11 protein-coding genes are annotated in these 13,790 nt (G+C 75.5%); 7 read left to right on the top strand and 4 right to left on the bottom strand.

The window, feature by feature from the left end; genetic code table 11:
• Positions 1-5: 5 nt before the first annotated feature.
• The 4 genes from lanKC (at position 6) to ABZZ17_RS12585 (ending at position 6,426) form a co-directional block, all read left to right on the top strand.
• Positions 6-2,654 (top strand): class III lanthionine synthetase LanKC, encoded by a 2,649-nt coding sequence (gene lanKC, locus ABZZ17_RS12600; protein ID WP_356874973.1) that lies wholly within the window; start codon positions 6-8, stop codon positions 2,652-2,654.
• A complete protein-coding gene (locus ABZZ17_RS12595; protein ID WP_030389872.1) occupies positions 2,651-2,788 on the top strand; it encodes a SapB/AmfS family lanthipeptide in 138 nt (45 codons plus the stop codon). The genes lanKC and ABZZ17_RS12595 overlap by 4 nt, the downstream gene beginning before the upstream one ends.
• A gap of 66 nt (positions 2,789-2,854) precedes the next feature.
• Positions 2,855-4,633 (top strand): ABC transporter ATP-binding protein, encoded by a 1,779-nt coding sequence (locus ABZZ17_RS12590; RefSeq protein ID WP_356874971.1) that lies wholly within the window; start codon positions 2,855-2,857, stop codon positions 4,631-4,633.
• Positions 4,630-6,426 (top strand): ABC transporter ATP-binding protein, encoded by a 1,797-nt coding sequence (locus ABZZ17_RS12585; protein ID WP_356874969.1) that lies wholly within the window; start codon positions 4,630-4,632, stop codon positions 6,424-6,426. Before ABZZ17_RS12590 ends, ABZZ17_RS12585 begins: the two co-directional genes overlap by 4 nt.
• A 68-nt stretch (positions 6,427-6,494) precedes the next feature.
• On the opposite strand, the gene ABZZ17_RS12580 is transcribed toward ABZZ17_RS12585, so the two are convergent.
• Entirely contained in the window at positions 6,495-7,103 is a 609-nt protein-coding gene (locus ABZZ17_RS12580; protein ID WP_356874967.1) for a response regulator transcription factor, read from the bottom strand.
• Positions 7,104-7,615: 512 nt separating this feature from the next.
• Here ABZZ17_RS12580 and ABZZ17_RS12575 point away from each other — a divergent pair.
• The gene (locus tag ABZZ17_RS12575) at positions 7,616-8,068 is read left to right on the top strand and encodes an ATP-binding protein (protein WP_356875205.1); all 453 of its coding nucleotides are present in this window, start codon (positions 7,616-7,618) and stop codon (positions 8,066-8,068) included.
• Here ABZZ17_RS12575 and ABZZ17_RS12570 read toward each other — a convergent pair.
• The 3 genes from ABZZ17_RS12570 to ABZZ17_RS12560 all read right to left on the bottom strand — a co-directional run bounded on the left by ABZZ17_RS12570 (position 8,057) and on the right by ABZZ17_RS12560 (position 11,850).
• Positions 8,057-8,893 carry a phosphatase PAP2 family protein gene (locus tag ABZZ17_RS12570; RefSeq protein WP_356874965.1) on the bottom strand — a complete coding sequence of 279 codons (837 nt, stop codon included), beginning with the start codon at positions 8,891-8,893 and terminating at the stop codon, positions 8,057-8,059. The two genes, ABZZ17_RS12575 and ABZZ17_RS12570, sit on opposite strands and share 12 nt — an antisense overlap.
• 105 nt (positions 8,894-8,998) lie before the next feature.
• The gene (locus ABZZ17_RS12565) at positions 8,999-9,952 is read right to left on the bottom strand and encodes a YihY/virulence factor BrkB family protein (protein WP_356874963.1); all 954 of its coding nucleotides are present in this window, start codon (positions 9,950-9,952) and stop codon (positions 8,999-9,001) included.
• Positions 9,953-9,999: 47 nt separating this feature from the next.
• Positions 10,000-11,850 (bottom strand): phosphatase PAP2 family protein, encoded by a 1,851-nt coding sequence (locus tag ABZZ17_RS12560; RefSeq protein WP_356874961.1) that lies wholly within the window; start codon positions 11,848-11,850, stop codon positions 10,000-10,002.
• A 104-nt stretch (positions 11,851-11,954) separates the two neighbouring features.
• Here ABZZ17_RS12560 and ABZZ17_RS12555 point away from each other — a divergent pair, with 104 nt between their 5' ends.
• Positions 11,955-12,704, top strand: a complete 750-nt coding sequence (locus ABZZ17_RS12555; protein ID WP_356874959.1) for a helix-turn-helix domain-containing protein — start codon at positions 11,955-11,957, stop codon at positions 12,702-12,704.
• A gap of 76 nt (positions 12,705-12,780) precedes the next feature.
• On the top strand, positions 12,781-13,770 hold the full coding sequence (locus ABZZ17_RS12550; protein ID WP_356874957.1) for a DMT family transporter: 990 nt from the start codon (positions 12,781-12,783) through the stop codon (positions 13,768-13,770).
• Positions 13,771-13,790: the final 20 nt, after the last annotated feature.

Raw genomic sequence — 13,790 nt, 5'->3', positions numbered from 1 at the left:
CAGGAGTGAACAAGGGGTACGCCGCCTTCTGCGACGCAGACCGCTGGTTCTACGACGCGCCGTACCGGCGGGCCGAGGAGAACTACCCGGCCGCGCTCGCCCCCGTACCGGCGGGGTGGCAGACGCACCGCAGCGGGGACTGGCTGGCGCTGCGGCCCCTGGACGCCCACCTGCCCTCCCAGGGCTGGAAGATCCACGTCTCGGCCTGCCTGGACAACGCGGGGTCCGTGCTCGAACGGGTCCACCGCTACTGCGTGGAGCACCGGATCGCCTTCAAGTTCGTGCCCAGCCGGTACCTGTTGCACCTGCGCAACGCGAAGTACGCCGACCGCGCGGCGAGCGGCAAGTTCCTCACCGTCTACCCGGCCGACGAGGAGCGGTGCCGTCAGATCGCCGAGGAGCTCGACGCGTTGCTGGCCGGCGAGCCGGGCCCGTACATCCTCAGCGACCTGCGCTGGAACGACGGGCCCGTGCACCTGCGGTACGGCAGTTTCACCCTGCGGCACTGCTACGACGACCGCGGCGAGCTGGTTCCGGCGATCGAGGCCCCGGACGGCCGGCTGGTACCGGACCCGCGGGGGCCGGTGTTCCAGCCGCCCGAGTGGGTGGAGCCGCCCGCGTTCCTCGCGCCCCATCTGGCGCGGCGGGCCGCCGTCACCCTCGAAGGCCTGCCCTACACGGTCGAGCGGGCCCTGCACTTCTCCAACGGGGGTGGTGTCTACGCCGGCCGTGACGTCCGCACCGGCGAGCCGGTCGTCCTGAAGGAGGCGCGCCCCTTCGCGGGGCTCGCGGCCGACGGGGCGGACGCCGTGACCCGGCTCCACCGCGAGCGCCGGGCCCTGGAGCAGCTGGCCGGGCTGGACTGCGTGCCGTCGGTCCACGGGACGTTCACCGTCGGGGACCACCAATTCCTGGTGATGCAGCACTTGGAGGGCAAGCCCCTCAACACCTACTTCGCCCGGCGGCACCCGTTGATCGAGGCGGACCCCGATCCCGCGGAGCTGGCCGCGTACACGCGGTGGGCGCTGGAGATCCACCGGCGGGTGACGGAGGCCGTGGAGGCGGTGCACGCCCGCGGCATCGTCTTCAACGACCTGCACCTGTTCAACATCATGGTCGCGGAGGACGAGGTGACCGGTGAACCGTCGGTCGCACTGCTGGACTTCGAGGCCGCCGCGCACGTCGACGAGGGGCTGCGCCAGACCGTCGCCAACCCGGCGTTCGTCGCTCCGCCCGGCCTGCGGGGTTTCGCCGTCGACCGGTACGCGCTGGCCTGTCTGCGGCTGGCCCTGTTCCTGCCTCTGACCAGCCTGCTCGTGCTGGACCGGGCCAAGGCGGCGCACCTGGCGGAGATCGCCGCCGCGCAGTTCCCCGTACCCGTCGAGTTCCTCGACGAGGCGGTACGGGAGATCCTCGCCGCCGGACCGGGGTCCGGACCGGGGTCCGGTTCCGGTGGACGCGCGGCCGTGCCCTGCGGGCCCTACCTGCCGGTGGAGCCGGGCGACTGGGAAGCCGCCCGCGACTCCATGACGGCGGCCCTGCGGGCCAGCGCCACCTTCGACCGGGAGGACCGGCTCTTCCCCGGGGACACCGCCCAGTTCGCCACCGCCGGCGGCGGAACCGGCTTCGGGTACGGCGCCGCAGGCGTCCTCTACGCGCTCGCCGAGACCGGCGCCGATCCCTGGCCCGAGGCCGAGGAATGGCTGCTGGCCCGTACGAAGGACCCGGCCTCCGGCACCGCGCTCGGTTTCTACGACGGCCTCGCCGGTCTCGCCTGGACCCTGGAACGGCTAGGCCACCGCGACCGCGCGCTCGCCCTCGCCGAGCAACTGCTCGGCCAGTCCTGGCAGTCCGCCGGCCCCGACCTGCACGGCGGTCTCGCCGGCATCGGGCTGGCCCTGGACTCCCTGGGTTCGGCCACCGGCGAGAGCGCGCTGCACGCGGCGGCCCTGCGCTGCGCCGACCTCCTCTCCGAGACCGCGGTCGCGCCGAAACGGGCCGGGCTGCTGCACGGCCACAGCGGACCCGCGCTGCTCCACCTGCGGCTCTACGAACGCACCGGCGACCGGGAGTCGCTGGTCCGGGCCGGCCGGGCGCTGCACCGCGATCTGGACCGCTGCGTGACCAGTGCCTTCGGCACCCTCCAGGTCGACGAGGGGTGGCGCACGATGCCCTACCTCGGAGGCGGCAGCGTGGGCATCGGAATGGTGCTGGACGACTGGCTGGAGCACGCCCGCGACGAACGCTTCGAACGGGCCCGGCCGGAGATCGTCCGAGCCGCCCAGGCGACGTTCTACGCGCAGCCCGGCCTGTTCCGCGGCGCCGCCGGCATGATCCTCCACCTGGCCCGGACCACGACGCCCGGGCCGGGCACCGGCCCGGAGGACATCGCCCGGCAGGTGGACGCCCTGGCCCGGCACGCGGTCCCGTACCGAGGCCATCTGGCCTTCCCCGGCGAGCAGATGATGCGCCTGTCCATGGACCTGTCCACGGGCACGGCCGGCGCGCTCCTCGCCCTCGGCAGCGCCGCGCCCGGCGGGCGCGCGCAGCTGCCGTTCCTCCCCCCGCCGCGGTCCACCGCGGCCCCAGAGCCGGTCCCCCTCGCGGGGGCCGAGACCCATCGGAACACCACAGTGAAGAGGAATCTGACATGACGCTTCTCGACCTGCAGTCGATGGACACCCCGAAGGAAGAGACCACGGAGGCCGCGCACGGCGGTGGCGGCGGCAGCCGCGCCAGCCTGCTCCTCTGCGGCGACAGCAGCCTGAGCATCACGACCTGTAACTGACCAGGTCCCCTCGGGCCCGGGCGGTTCGCCGCCCGGGCCCGCACCACACCCCTGGAGCCGCCGCCCATGACGTCGCCCGATCCCACCGGCGAGGCGGCGGCCGCCCGGGCCGCCGACCGGGCCCTGCGGGCGGCCGCGCGGCACGGCGCGGGCCGCCTCGCCGCCGTATCGGCCTGTTCGGTGGCCGCCGCCTGCGCGGCCCTGGCCGAACCGGCCGTCCTCGGCCACACCCTCGACCTGCTGCTGCGGCAGGACCCCGCCGGTGCCCGGTGGACCGCGTGGTGCGCGGCGGTGATCGCCGCCGAGGTCCTGTTCGACGCGGCGACGGCCCGGCTCACCGGCGGCGTCGACGCCCGCTCCACCGCCTGGCTTCGGCGTCTGGGTCTCGCCCGGCTGCTGCGCACCGCGCCGCACCACGCCGCCCGCCACTCCCCCGGTGAACTCTCCGCCCGGCTGACCGCGCACGCCACCACCGCCGGCGCCGTACCCGCGGCCGTCGTGAGCGCGGCCGTGTCCGTGCTCCCCCCGCTCGGCGGGCTCGTTGCACTGTTCCTGGTCGACGTGTGGACCGCGCTGGCCTTCCTCGCCGGACTGCCGCTGCTCGCCCTGCTGCTCAGGACCTTCGCCCGCGCCTCGGGGGCGAGCGTCGGCCGCTACCAGGAGGTGCAGCTGGCCATGGCCGGCCGCCTCGTCGAGGCCCTCGCGGGCGCCCGCACCATCGCCGCCGCCGGCACCGCCGACCGCGAACAGGCCCGCGTACTTGACCGGTTGCCGGAGCTGGGCGCCGAGGGGCGGCGGACCTGGCGGATCTACGGCACGACCGTGGCGCGGACCAGCGCCCTCATGCCCCTGCTGCTGTACGTCGTCCTCGGCGTGGGCGGCGTCCGCCTCGCGGACGGGGCCCTCGGCGTGGGCGGGCTCCTCGCCGCAGTCCGCTACGCGGGCCTCGCGGCCGGGGTCGGCGCCGTGACCGGGCGGCTGGCGGCCGTGGTGCGCGGCCGGGCCGCCGCCCGCCGCACGGCCGCCCTCTTCGAGCTGCCCGAACTCACCCAGGGGACCCGCCTGTTGCCCGCACACGGGCCGGGGACGCTGGAGCTGCGCGGGGTGCGGGTCGTCCGCGCGGGCACCGTGGTGCTGTGCGACGTCGACCTGACGGTCCCCGGCGGGACGACCACCGCCGTCGTGGGCCGCTCGGGCTCCGGCAAGACGACACTGGCCGCCGTGGCGGGGCGGCTCACCGCCTGCGACGAGGGGCGGGTACTGCTCGACGGCGTGCCGCTGGACGAACTGTCCGCCCGGGAGCTGCGCCGCGAGGTCGGCCACGCCTTCGAACGGCCCGCCCTCTTCGGGGAGGACGTCGCGGCCGCCATCGCCTTCGGCGACGTCCCGCCGCCGGACCGGGAGACCGTGCGCGCCGCGGCGCGGGCGGCCGGAGCCGACGCCTTCGTCCGCCGCCTGCCCGACGGCTACGGAACTCCGCTCGCGGACGCGCCGATGTCGGGCGGGGAACTGCAACGGCTGGGGCTGGCGCGGGCGTTCTGCCGTGCGGGGCGGCTGCTCGTACTGGACGACGCGACGTCGAGCCTGGACACGGTCACCGCCCGCGAGGTGGAACGGGCGCTGGCCCGTGACGTCCGGCCGGGCACCCGTCTCGTCGTCGCCCACCGCATCTCCTCCGCCGCCCGCGCCGATCTCGTCGTGTGGCTCGACGCGGGGCGGGTCCGGGCGACCGGTACGCACGCCGAGCTGTGGCGTGACCCCGCCTACCGGGCGGTGTTCGGCGAGGGCACGGAACCGGCCCCGGAGCCGGACTCCCGCCGGGCGGGCCGGGAGGCGGCCCGGTGAGCGAGTACGGCACCTGGCGCCGGGTGTCCCGCGAGGGCCGCCGGTTCCTGCGCGGCCGGGCGCGTGCGCTGCGCCGGCTCGCGCTCTGGTCCCTGCTGGAGTCCGCGCACACCTTCCTCGGCGGGTACGCGGTGGCGCGCGCCCTCGACGACGGTTTCCTCGCCGGCCGTACCGGCACCGGTCTCGGCTGGCTGGCCGTGGCCGGAGCGGGAGCCCTGCTCGGTGCGCTCGCCCTGCGCGGGGTGTTCGGCGGGCTCGCGGACCTGGTCGAGCCGCTGCGGGACGGTCTGGTGCGGCGCTCCGTGCGCCAGGCCATCGCGCGGGCCGTCGCGGCGCCCGGGCGGGAGGGCGACTCGGGTGCGGTCTCCCGGCTCACGCAGCAGACCGAGATGGCCCGGGACTCCTTCGCCGGACTGGTCCTGATCGCCCGGTCGTTCGTCTTCACCGCGTTGGGGGCGCTGGCCGGACTGGCCGCGCTGGATCCCCTCCTGCTGGTCCTGGTGCTGCCCGCGCTGCTCCTGGGTACGGCCGGGTTCCTGGCCACGCTGCACCCGATGGCGGTCGTTCAGCGTGCGGCGCTCGACGCCGACGAGGCGCTGTCGGCGCGCGCCGGCGCACTGGCCTCGGGGCTGCGCGACGTCGTCGCGTGCGGTGGCGGGGCGAGCGCCGGGGCCCCGGTGGAACTGCTCGTCGCCGCACAGGAGCGGCTGACCCGTCGCCTCGCGCGGTGGACCGCGCTGCGCACGCTGGCCCTGGGGGTCGCGGGCCGGCTGCCGGTCGTCGTACTGCTGGCCGGCACGCCCTGGCTGCTCGGGCGCGGGGTGAGCGCGGGGGCGGTGGCCGGGGCCCTGACCTACCTCGTGCAGTCGCTGCTCCCCGCCCTGGACGCGCTGATGACGGCACTGGGCGCGGCGGGTACCCGGCTGCTGGTGGTACTGGACCGGTTCTGCGACCCGGAACCGGGGACCGTGGCCGGGACGGAACGGACGGCGCCGGAACGGCTCGTGCCGGAACGGGCGCGGGTGACCCCGGTCCCCGTGCCCGGCGCCCCCGCCGCCCGCCCCGTACCCGACGCGCCCGCCGTCGAGCTCCGTCGGGTCCGCTTCGCCTACGGCCCCCGCGCACACCCGGTGATCGACGGCCTCGACCTGGTGGTCGGGCCGGGGGAACACCTGGCCGTGGTGGGGCCGAGCGGCATCGGAAAGTCCACGCTCACCGCCCTGATCGCCGGTCTGCTGCCGCCCGGCCGGGGGACGGTGCGGGTCGCGGGCGCCCCCGCGCGGGCCGGTGCGGGGCACGGCCCCGACGTCCGGCGGACGCTGCTGCCCCAGCAGGCGTACGTCTTCACGGGGACGGTCCGCGAGAACCTGACCCACCTGTGCCCCGGCCCGGTGTCCGGGGAGGAGGTGGAGCGGGCCACGGCCGCCCTCGGCGTGGACGGTCTCGTGGCCCGGCTCGGCGGACCGGACGCGGTCGTCGACCCCGGGCGGCTGTCCCAGGGGGAGCGGCAGCACCTCGCGCTCGCCGCCGCCTACCTCTCCCCCGCCCCCCTGCTGCTGCTCGACGAGGCCACCTGTCACCTCGACCCCCTGACCGAGGCGCGCGCCGAGCGGGCGCTCGCCGAACGCCCCGGCACGCTCGTGGTGGTCGCCCACCGCATCTCGTCCGCGGCCCGGGCCGACCGGGTACTCGTACTCGACGGGACCCGGGCGGTGTGCGGCACGCATGCGGAGCTCCCGGCCAGGTCGCCCCTGTACCGGGATCTGGTGGGTTCGTGGGACGCGCGCGGGTGAGGCGCGCACGGCCGGGCTGATCGCCCGTCTGCCGTCGGGGGTGCGGGGGGGGTACTCGGGCCGGCGGCTCAGACCCAGCCGGCACTCCGGGATATCCGGATGGCGTCGATCCGGTTGCGGGCGCCGGTCTTGCGCGTCACGGCGGCCATGTAGTTGCGTACGGTCCCGCTGGCGAGGTGCAGGGCGCGGGCGATCTCCGCGATCGAGTCGCCCTCGGCGGCCCGGGCCAGAACGCTCAGTTCGCGCGGGCTGAGGGGCATGGGGTCGGCCTCCATGAAGGCCGAGGCGAGGGTGGCGTCGATGCAGCGTTCTCCCGCCGCGACCTTGCCGATGGCCCGGACCAGCCGGGCGGGCGAGCCGTCCTTGTCGACGTAGCCGAGCGCCCGGGTCTGGAAGGCCCGGCGCAGCGAGCCGGGCGTGTCGGCGCGGGCGAGCACGAGCAGAGGGGCGTTGGGGTGGGGCAGCCGGCGTGCGGCGCCGGCGTCCGCGAGGAGGGCGGCCGACGCCCCCGGACAGTCGAGGTCCACGACCACCACGTCGGGTCGTAAGAACTCCGCCTGGCGCGCGGCGGCCCGCCAGCCGGCGGAGGTGACCTCGAAGTTTCCTTCGGATCTCAGCAGCGCCGCCAGGGCGGACCTCACCAGGCACACGCTGTGCAGCACCAGAACCTTGGTCATCGGGATTCCCCTCGCTCACGTGACGGTCGATCAGCACCAAGCGGCTGCCCAGCTACCGCCGGGAGGGAACGTCACGGCGGGAGGCGTGTGGGGGCGTGTGGCCGAAGCCGGGCGCTCCCCCGTTCCACCCCCGGCGCCTCGCGGCCTTCCCACCTCGGCGGGCATCCCGAAAACCCCCTCGGGCCCCTCGGCACCCCGACATCCGGATGGGCTGATTCCGCGCGCATTCAGCACATGGATCACGTATTCGAGGGCCTGGGAGACGGGTGGCACGGGCCCGGGTTTCGGACGCCCCTCAGCGGCCACACGCGCAGGAGTGACGGTCCACGAGGAGAGGAGTACTCCCATGACGGCGATGGTCCTGCTGATCGCGCCCATGATGCTGGCCCTGCTGCTCGTCCACCGCAGGGGCGGACACCGTGCCCGCCATCGGGCGGACCGGTTCTGAGCCGCGTCCCGACCCGTCCGGTCCGGCGTCACACACGAGCGGAAGCGAGGTGAGCGCGGTGTCCATGCGTGCGAAGGGGTGGGCCAGGTCCTTCCCGGTGTACCGGGGGGTGCGCGAGGCCCGCCGGTGGACCGGGGAACACCTGGACTCCCTGCGGTGGACCGCGGAAGCCCCCGACACGGCCCACTCCGTCCTGCTGACGGTGTCGGAGCTCGTCACCAACGCGCACGTCCACGCCCACAGCACGGCCCAGCTGGTGCTGACCTGGGACGGGCAGTGCCTGCACGTCAGCGTCGCCGACAGCGACCCGTCCCTGCCCGCCCCGCGCGACCCCTCGCGCGAGGCGACCTCCGGGCGGGGGCTGGCCATCATCGACGCCCTCGCCGACGCCTGGGACGCGCACTCCTTCCACGGCGGCAAGACGATCACCGCCTGTTTCCGTCCCCCGTCCGGGCAGGCCCGGCACGCCGGGGCGAACCACTTCGGTCCGCACGCCGGCGGCTCATCAGGGGCGTGACGGCCCGTCCGGGGAGCCCGGCCGGCGGGACACCCCGACGGCCGGCTCGGGTTCCTCCCCGGAGATCTCGGGCTCCAGTCCTTCGGCGACGCCGGTCCGGCGGCGTCCGGTGTCGGCCCGCCAGGCCTCGAAGACGAGCGTCGTCGCGGTGACCACGACGATCCCGAGGAGCCAGCCGCCCACGACGTCACTGACCCAGTGCACACCGAGCGCGACCCGGGTGTAGCCGACGCCCAGCACGCTGATGACCGCCAGCGCCCAGGGCAGCGGCCGCCAGGCGGGCGGCACCAGCGGGAGCAGGACCAGGAGCAGGACGGCGCAGGAGACCATGGCCGTCATCGCGTGACCGGAGGGGAAGGAGAATCCGGGCGCGTCGGCGACGGGGTCGGGCAGGTGGGGACGCGCCCGTTCCACCGCGTTCTTCGTGAGGAACCCGATGAGGGCGCCGGCCGTCTCGGTGACGGCGGCCCAGGCCGCCAGCCGCCAGGCACGGCGCCGCAGGAGCCACACGACGAGGAGCGCCACCAGGAGCCGCATGGTCACCGGGTCCCACAGCACGCCCGTGAGGAAGTCCAGGACCCGCACCCGCGCCGGGTCCTCCAGGGCCGCGCGGTGGAGCCGTTCGGCCGTGTCCCGGTCGAGGCGGTACAGCGGGGGCCAGCGGGATTCGACGAGCACGAGGGCCAGGACGAACGGCACGGTCACGCAGACGGTCGCCGTGACCGTCAGCACGAGCCGCCTCCCGAACGCCGCGTCGGGCCCGGAGTGTCTGGCCAGGAACTCGCGGGCCGCGCGGAGTCGGGGGCGGGGCGGATGCTGTGCCATGGGTACGCGTCTTTCGTTCGGGGCGTCGGGCGGGGGACGGCGGGTCGGGTGGCGGGGTGGGCCGCGGGCGGTGGGCGGTGGACGGCGGGGTGCGGGCGTCGGGGTTCAGACGCCCGGGTCCCGTGCGACCGGATCACGCACACCGGCCCGTACGGCTTCCAGCTGGGCGGCGAAGGACAGGCCGAGGAACAGGGCCAGCGAGGTCAGGTAGGACCACAGCAGCAGGGAAACGAGGGCGCTGAGGGGCCCGTACACGCTGGTGAAGGTGCTGCTGGCGCCGACGTACAGGCTGAGCGCCCAGGTCGCGGTGATCCACAGCACCAGGTAGACGACGGCGCCGAAGGCGAGCCAGGTGTAGCCCGGCTGGTCGCGGCGCGGTGAGAGGCGGAAGATCGCGCTGGTGGCCAGCACGGCCAGCAGGATCCCGACCGGCCAGCGCAGGATGTCCCAGGCGCGGACGGCGCCCGGCCCGAGGTGGTAGACCTCGGCGAAGGCGTGGGTGAGGTCGGCGCCGAGGACGGTGAGGACGAAGCTCAGCCCGAGGGGAAGACCCGCGAGGGCCGCCATCACGAGGCCGCGGGAGTACTTGTACAGGAAGGGCCGGTCGCGTTCGTTGCCGTAGATGCGGTTGGCGCCGCGCTCGACCTGGCACAGGCTCGTGGTGACGTTGGCGACGGAGAACAGCAGGCCGAGCCAGAGGGCGGCCTGGCCGCCGTCGCCGGCGTGGCGGCGGCTCTCGCTCAGGGCCTCGTCGACCACCTGCCGGCTGGGGCCGCTGGTGATCCGTCCGATCGTGAGCTCGGCGACGCGGCCCAGGTCCTCGGTGTGCAGGACGCCGGACAGGCCTATGGCGGCGATGGCCAGGGGCACGATGGACAGGACGGTCTGGAGCGCGAGGGCGCGGGAGTGGCTGAAGCCGTCCGCGTAGCGGAAGCGCACGAACGAGTCGCGGGCCAGGCTCCAGCCCCCGTACCGGCGCAGGGCGGCCCAGGCCTCGTCCGCGGACAGTTCCTCGCCCACTACGTCGCGTCTCTGTGGTACCCGGGTCGCGGTTCCCATCGGCTTCCTGACTGTGTGTGGTCCCGGCGCGGCGTGCCGGCGCGGGTTCAGTGGTGTGCGGTACGGGACGGACGGGCGGCGGGGCGGGCATCCGGGTCCCGTCGGCCGTGATGTTCCCCGGGGGCGTGGTGTTCTCCGGGGACGTGGTGTTCCCCGGGGGCGTCCGGAGGGGTTCCCGGTGCTCGGGGGAGCCGGATCCGCAGGGCGCCCGGTTCCACCTCGGCGAACAGGCGGGAGCCTTCCGTCAGCGTGTCCCCGTCGACCTCCCGGGGCTGCGCGCCGGCGAAGCGGATCTCGATCCGCCGGGCGCTGAAGTACTCCAGGGACCCCCCGGCCACCGTCCGGCCGCCGGACGGCGGCTGGACGGACGCCTCCGGCACGCGGGGGGCCGTACGGACGATCCGGGACGCCAGGTGTGCGGCGGCGGCGAGCCAGCCCGTCGCGCCCCGGGGGTCGAAGAGCACGACCTCCAGCCGTCCGCTGTCCGGCCTTGCCCTGGGCAGGAGTTCGAGTCCGCCCTGGAGCGCGCCCACGTTGCCGACGACGACCATCCGGGCCCGGCGACGGCGGATCCGGCCCCCGTCCAGCCGCACGGACAGGCGCATGCCGGGATCTCCCAGGTGGCGGGCGGCCGACAGGACGTACGCCGGCCATCCCAGTCGGGCCTTGAGCGAGGGCGAGGCGTCGCGGACCGTGGCGGCGTCGAAGCCGGCGCCGGTCATCACCGTGAAGCGGGTGGCCGGGAGGCCGTCGCCCCACACCCGTCCCACGTCGATCGGGAAGTCGCCGCCGGCGAGGGCCTCTTCGAGGGCGGCCAGTGGATCGTGGGGGAGGTCCAGGTTGCGGGCGAGGAGGTTGCCGGTCCCGCAGGGCACGAGCGCCAGCGGTGTGCCGGTGCCGGCCGCCACGTCGGCGCAGGCGCGTACCGTGCCGTCCCCGCCGCAGGCGACGACCAGCCCCACGCCGGGTTCCGCGCACTCCTCCGGCAGGGCCCCGCAGGGCTCTTCGACCGAGGTGGGGGTCCAGCGTTGGTCAGTGTAGCCGTGGCGGTCGAGGCTGAGGCGCACCCGCTCGGCCAGGTCGTCGTCGCAGCCGTGCGGGTGGCGTACCACGACGGCCCGCCGGCCGGTACGGCCCGCGTCCCGGGCGGCGGGGGCGGAGGCGGGTGCCGGGACGGTGGGTGCGGCGGAGCCGGGAGCGGCGGGGAGGAGCGCGTCCGGGCCGCCGTCGGCGTCCCGGGTGGTGCGGCCGGACAGGAACACCGAGCCCACGACGAGCAGCGTGGCGACGCCGTTGACCAGACCGCCCGCGACGTCGGAGGGATGGTGCATGCCCCGGTACATCCGGGACAGCCCGACCGCCGGCACGACGAGGACCAGGGCCGCTGCCGCGACGTACCGCCACGGACCGCGGAGGCGGGTCCAGACGAGCGTGGCCAGCGCGCCGTACAGGGCGACGGAGGCGCCGACGTGACCGGAGGGGAAGCTGGAGGTGGGCGGCGCGCCGTCCAGGCGGGGCACGTCGGGGCGCGGACGTTCCACGCACATCGTCACGACGAGGAAGACGGCCGACTGCACGGCGACGGACGCGCCCAGGAAGACCGCGTCGGCCCACCGCGGGGTACCGGGCAGCACGAGCAGGGCGAGGACGCAGATCAGCGTCACGCCGACGATGACTTCCGTGGAGGCGACGACGGACAGCCACTCCGATACGGAGTCCGCCCACGGCGTCCGGCGCTCGGCGAAGCCGTCCGTGACCCCGTCCTCCGGTGACAGCAGCCGGTGGCCGGCCGGTGCCCGGGTCACGAAGAGGCCCAGCGCCACCATCGCGGCGGCCTGGGCCGGTACGAGCCACAGGAGCCGTGAGCGTCTCGCGGCCGTGCCGCTTTCCGTCGTCATGGCAGCCTTGTTGCCCGTGGCGGCCCGATGATGCGCTCGCGGTGACACGTACCGCGGAAGCGAATCTTTCGTCATTGACCGAAGTGATGCGGCATGCTGGGGGCATGAACGAGTCCCACACCGGAACAGCCGGGGCCGGAGCGCCGGGGGTCGGCGCCGCCCCGGCCGCGCTCCTGGCGGCCTTCGCCGCGGCCCTGGCCGACGAGACGCGGGCCGCGATCTGCATGACGCTGCTGGAGGGGCGGGCCTGGACGGCGGGCGAGCTGGCGCGGATCACCTCCGTCGCGCCGTCGACCATCAGCGGGCACCTGGCCCGGCTGACGGAGGCGGGGCTCTGCGTGACCGAACGCCAGGGCCGGCACAGCTACGTGCGGATCGCCGACGCCGAGACCGCCCGCCTCCTCGACGAGCTCGCCTCCTACGCGGTTCCGGACCGGGACCCGGCGTACTCCGTGCCCGTGGTGGCGGCGCCGGACCCGCTGGCCCTCGCCCGCACCTGTTACGACCACGTGGCGGGGCGCCTGGGGATGGCGGTGACGGACGCGATGGAGCGGCGCGGGCTGCTCCGCACGGAGGGCGCCTTCGAGCTGACGGAGGCCGGCCGCCAGTGGTGCGCCGAGGCGGGCGTCAGCCTCGCGCACGAAGGGCGCAGGCGGCAGGCGAGCGCCTGCCTGGACTGGACGGAGCGCCGCCGCCACCTGGGCGGGGTCGTCGGGGCGCGGCTGCGCGCGCGGGCACTGGAGCGGGAATGGCTGGTGCGACCGGCGGACGGCGGGCGGGCTCTGGAGGTGACCGCGGCCGGGGATCGCGCCTTCCGGGACCTGCTGGGGATCACCCCTGACATGTGGCGTTGACCGTGCGCCACCCTCACGGCGTCGCGGGGCGATTTATTTCGGTGCTCACCGAAGCGTTCTGACGTAGGGTGGGGCCATGACGTCCTTCCGCCCCAGTCAGGCATCCCCCGGCGTCCTCACGGCCGGGGCCGTCACCTTCACGGTGTTCGCCTGGGCTTCCGCCTTCGTCTCCATCCGCAGCGCGGGCGCCGCCTACTCCCCCGGCGCCCTGGCCCTCGGCCGGCTGCTGGCCGGTTCCCTGGTGCTCGGCGCCCTGCTGCTGGTCCGCCGCCAGGGCCTGCCGCCCCGCGGCGCCTGGCGGGGGATCCTGGTCTCCGGGGTGGTGTGGTTCTGCGGCTACACGGTCGCCCTGAACTGGGGCGAACGGCTCGTCGACGCGGGTACGGCGGCCCTGCTCGTGAACACCGGGCCGATCCTGATGGCGCTGCTCGCGGCCCGCCTCCTCGGGGAGGCGCTGCCGCCGCGCCTGCTGTCGGGCATGGCCGTCTCCTTCGTCGGAGCGGTCGTCGTGGGCCTGTCCATGTCCTCGGGCGGCAGCGGCGCGTCGACCTCGGTGCTCGGAGTGGTCCTGTGCCTGCTCGCGGCCGTGGCCTACGCGACCGGCGTCGTCGCGCAGAAGCCCGCGCTGTCCTTCGGCACGCCCCTCCAGATCACCGCCTACAGCTGCATGACGGGGACGGTGGCCTGCCTGCCCTTCGCCGGGCAGCTCGTCAGGGAACTGCCCGGGGCGCCCCTCTCCGCGACGCTGAACATGGTCTACCTGGGCGTGGTGCCGACCGCCCTCGCGTTCATCGCCTGGACCTACGCCCTGGCCCGCACCCCCGCGGGCAGGCTGGGCGCGACGACCTACGCCGTCCCCGCGATCGTCGTCCTGCTGAGCTGGGCCTTCCTGGGCGAGGTACCCGGCTGGCTGACGCTGTTCGGCGGGGCGCTCTGCCTGGCCGGCGTCGCGGTCTCCCGATACCGGCCGCGCCCGGCCGGCTCCCCGGCAGCGGCGTCCGACCCGGTGCGGCCCGAACCCGGCCGGCCGGCGCGTACCGCCGACGGTTCCCGCGCCGTGACCTGACCCGCACCCGTGCTCAGACC

This window comes from Streptomyces sp. NPDC006512 (assembly GCF_040611935.1).
GTDB lineage: Bacteria > Actinomycetota > Actinomycetes > Streptomycetales > Streptomycetaceae > Streptomyces.
This window is presented reverse-complemented; position numbering and strand designations above follow the sequence as displayed.

Bases quoted from the DNA above. Each gene is read 5' to 3' on its own strand.
- ABZZ17_RS12595 (WP_030389872.1), top strand. From the start codon at position 2,651: ATGACGCTTCTCGACCTGCAGTCGATGGACACCCCGAAGGAAGAGACC.
- ABZZ17_RS12590 (WP_356874971.1), top strand. From the start codon at position 2,855: ATGACGTCGCCCGATCCCACCGGCGAGGCGGCGGCCGCCCGGGCCGCC.
- ABZZ17_RS12580 (WP_356874967.1), bottom strand. From the start codon at position 7,103: ATGACCAAGGTTCTGGTGCTGCACAGCGTGTGCCTGGTGAGGTCCGCC.
- ABZZ17_RS12575 (WP_356875205.1), top strand. From the start codon at position 7,616: ATGCGTGCGAAGGGGTGGGCCAGGTCCTTCCCGGTGTACCGGGGGGTG.
- ABZZ17_RS12570 (WP_356874965.1), bottom strand. From the start codon at position 8,893: ATGGCACAGCATCCGCCCCGCCCCCGACTCCGCGCGGCCCGCGAGTTC.
- ABZZ17_RS12565 (WP_356874963.1), bottom strand. From the start codon at position 9,952: ATGGGAACCGCGACCCGGGTACCACAGAGACGCGACGTAGTGGGCGAG.
- ABZZ17_RS12560 (WP_356874961.1), bottom strand. From the start codon at position 11,850: ATGACGACGGAAAGCGGCACGGCCGCGAGACGCTCACGGCTCCTGTGG.
- ABZZ17_RS12555 (WP_356874959.1), top strand. From the start codon at position 11,955: ATGAACGAGTCCCACACCGGAACAGCCGGGGCCGGAGCGCCGGGGGTC.
- ABZZ17_RS12550 (WP_356874957.1), top strand. From the start codon at position 12,781: ATGACGTCCTTCCGCCCCAGTCAGGCATCCCCCGGCGTCCTCACGGCC.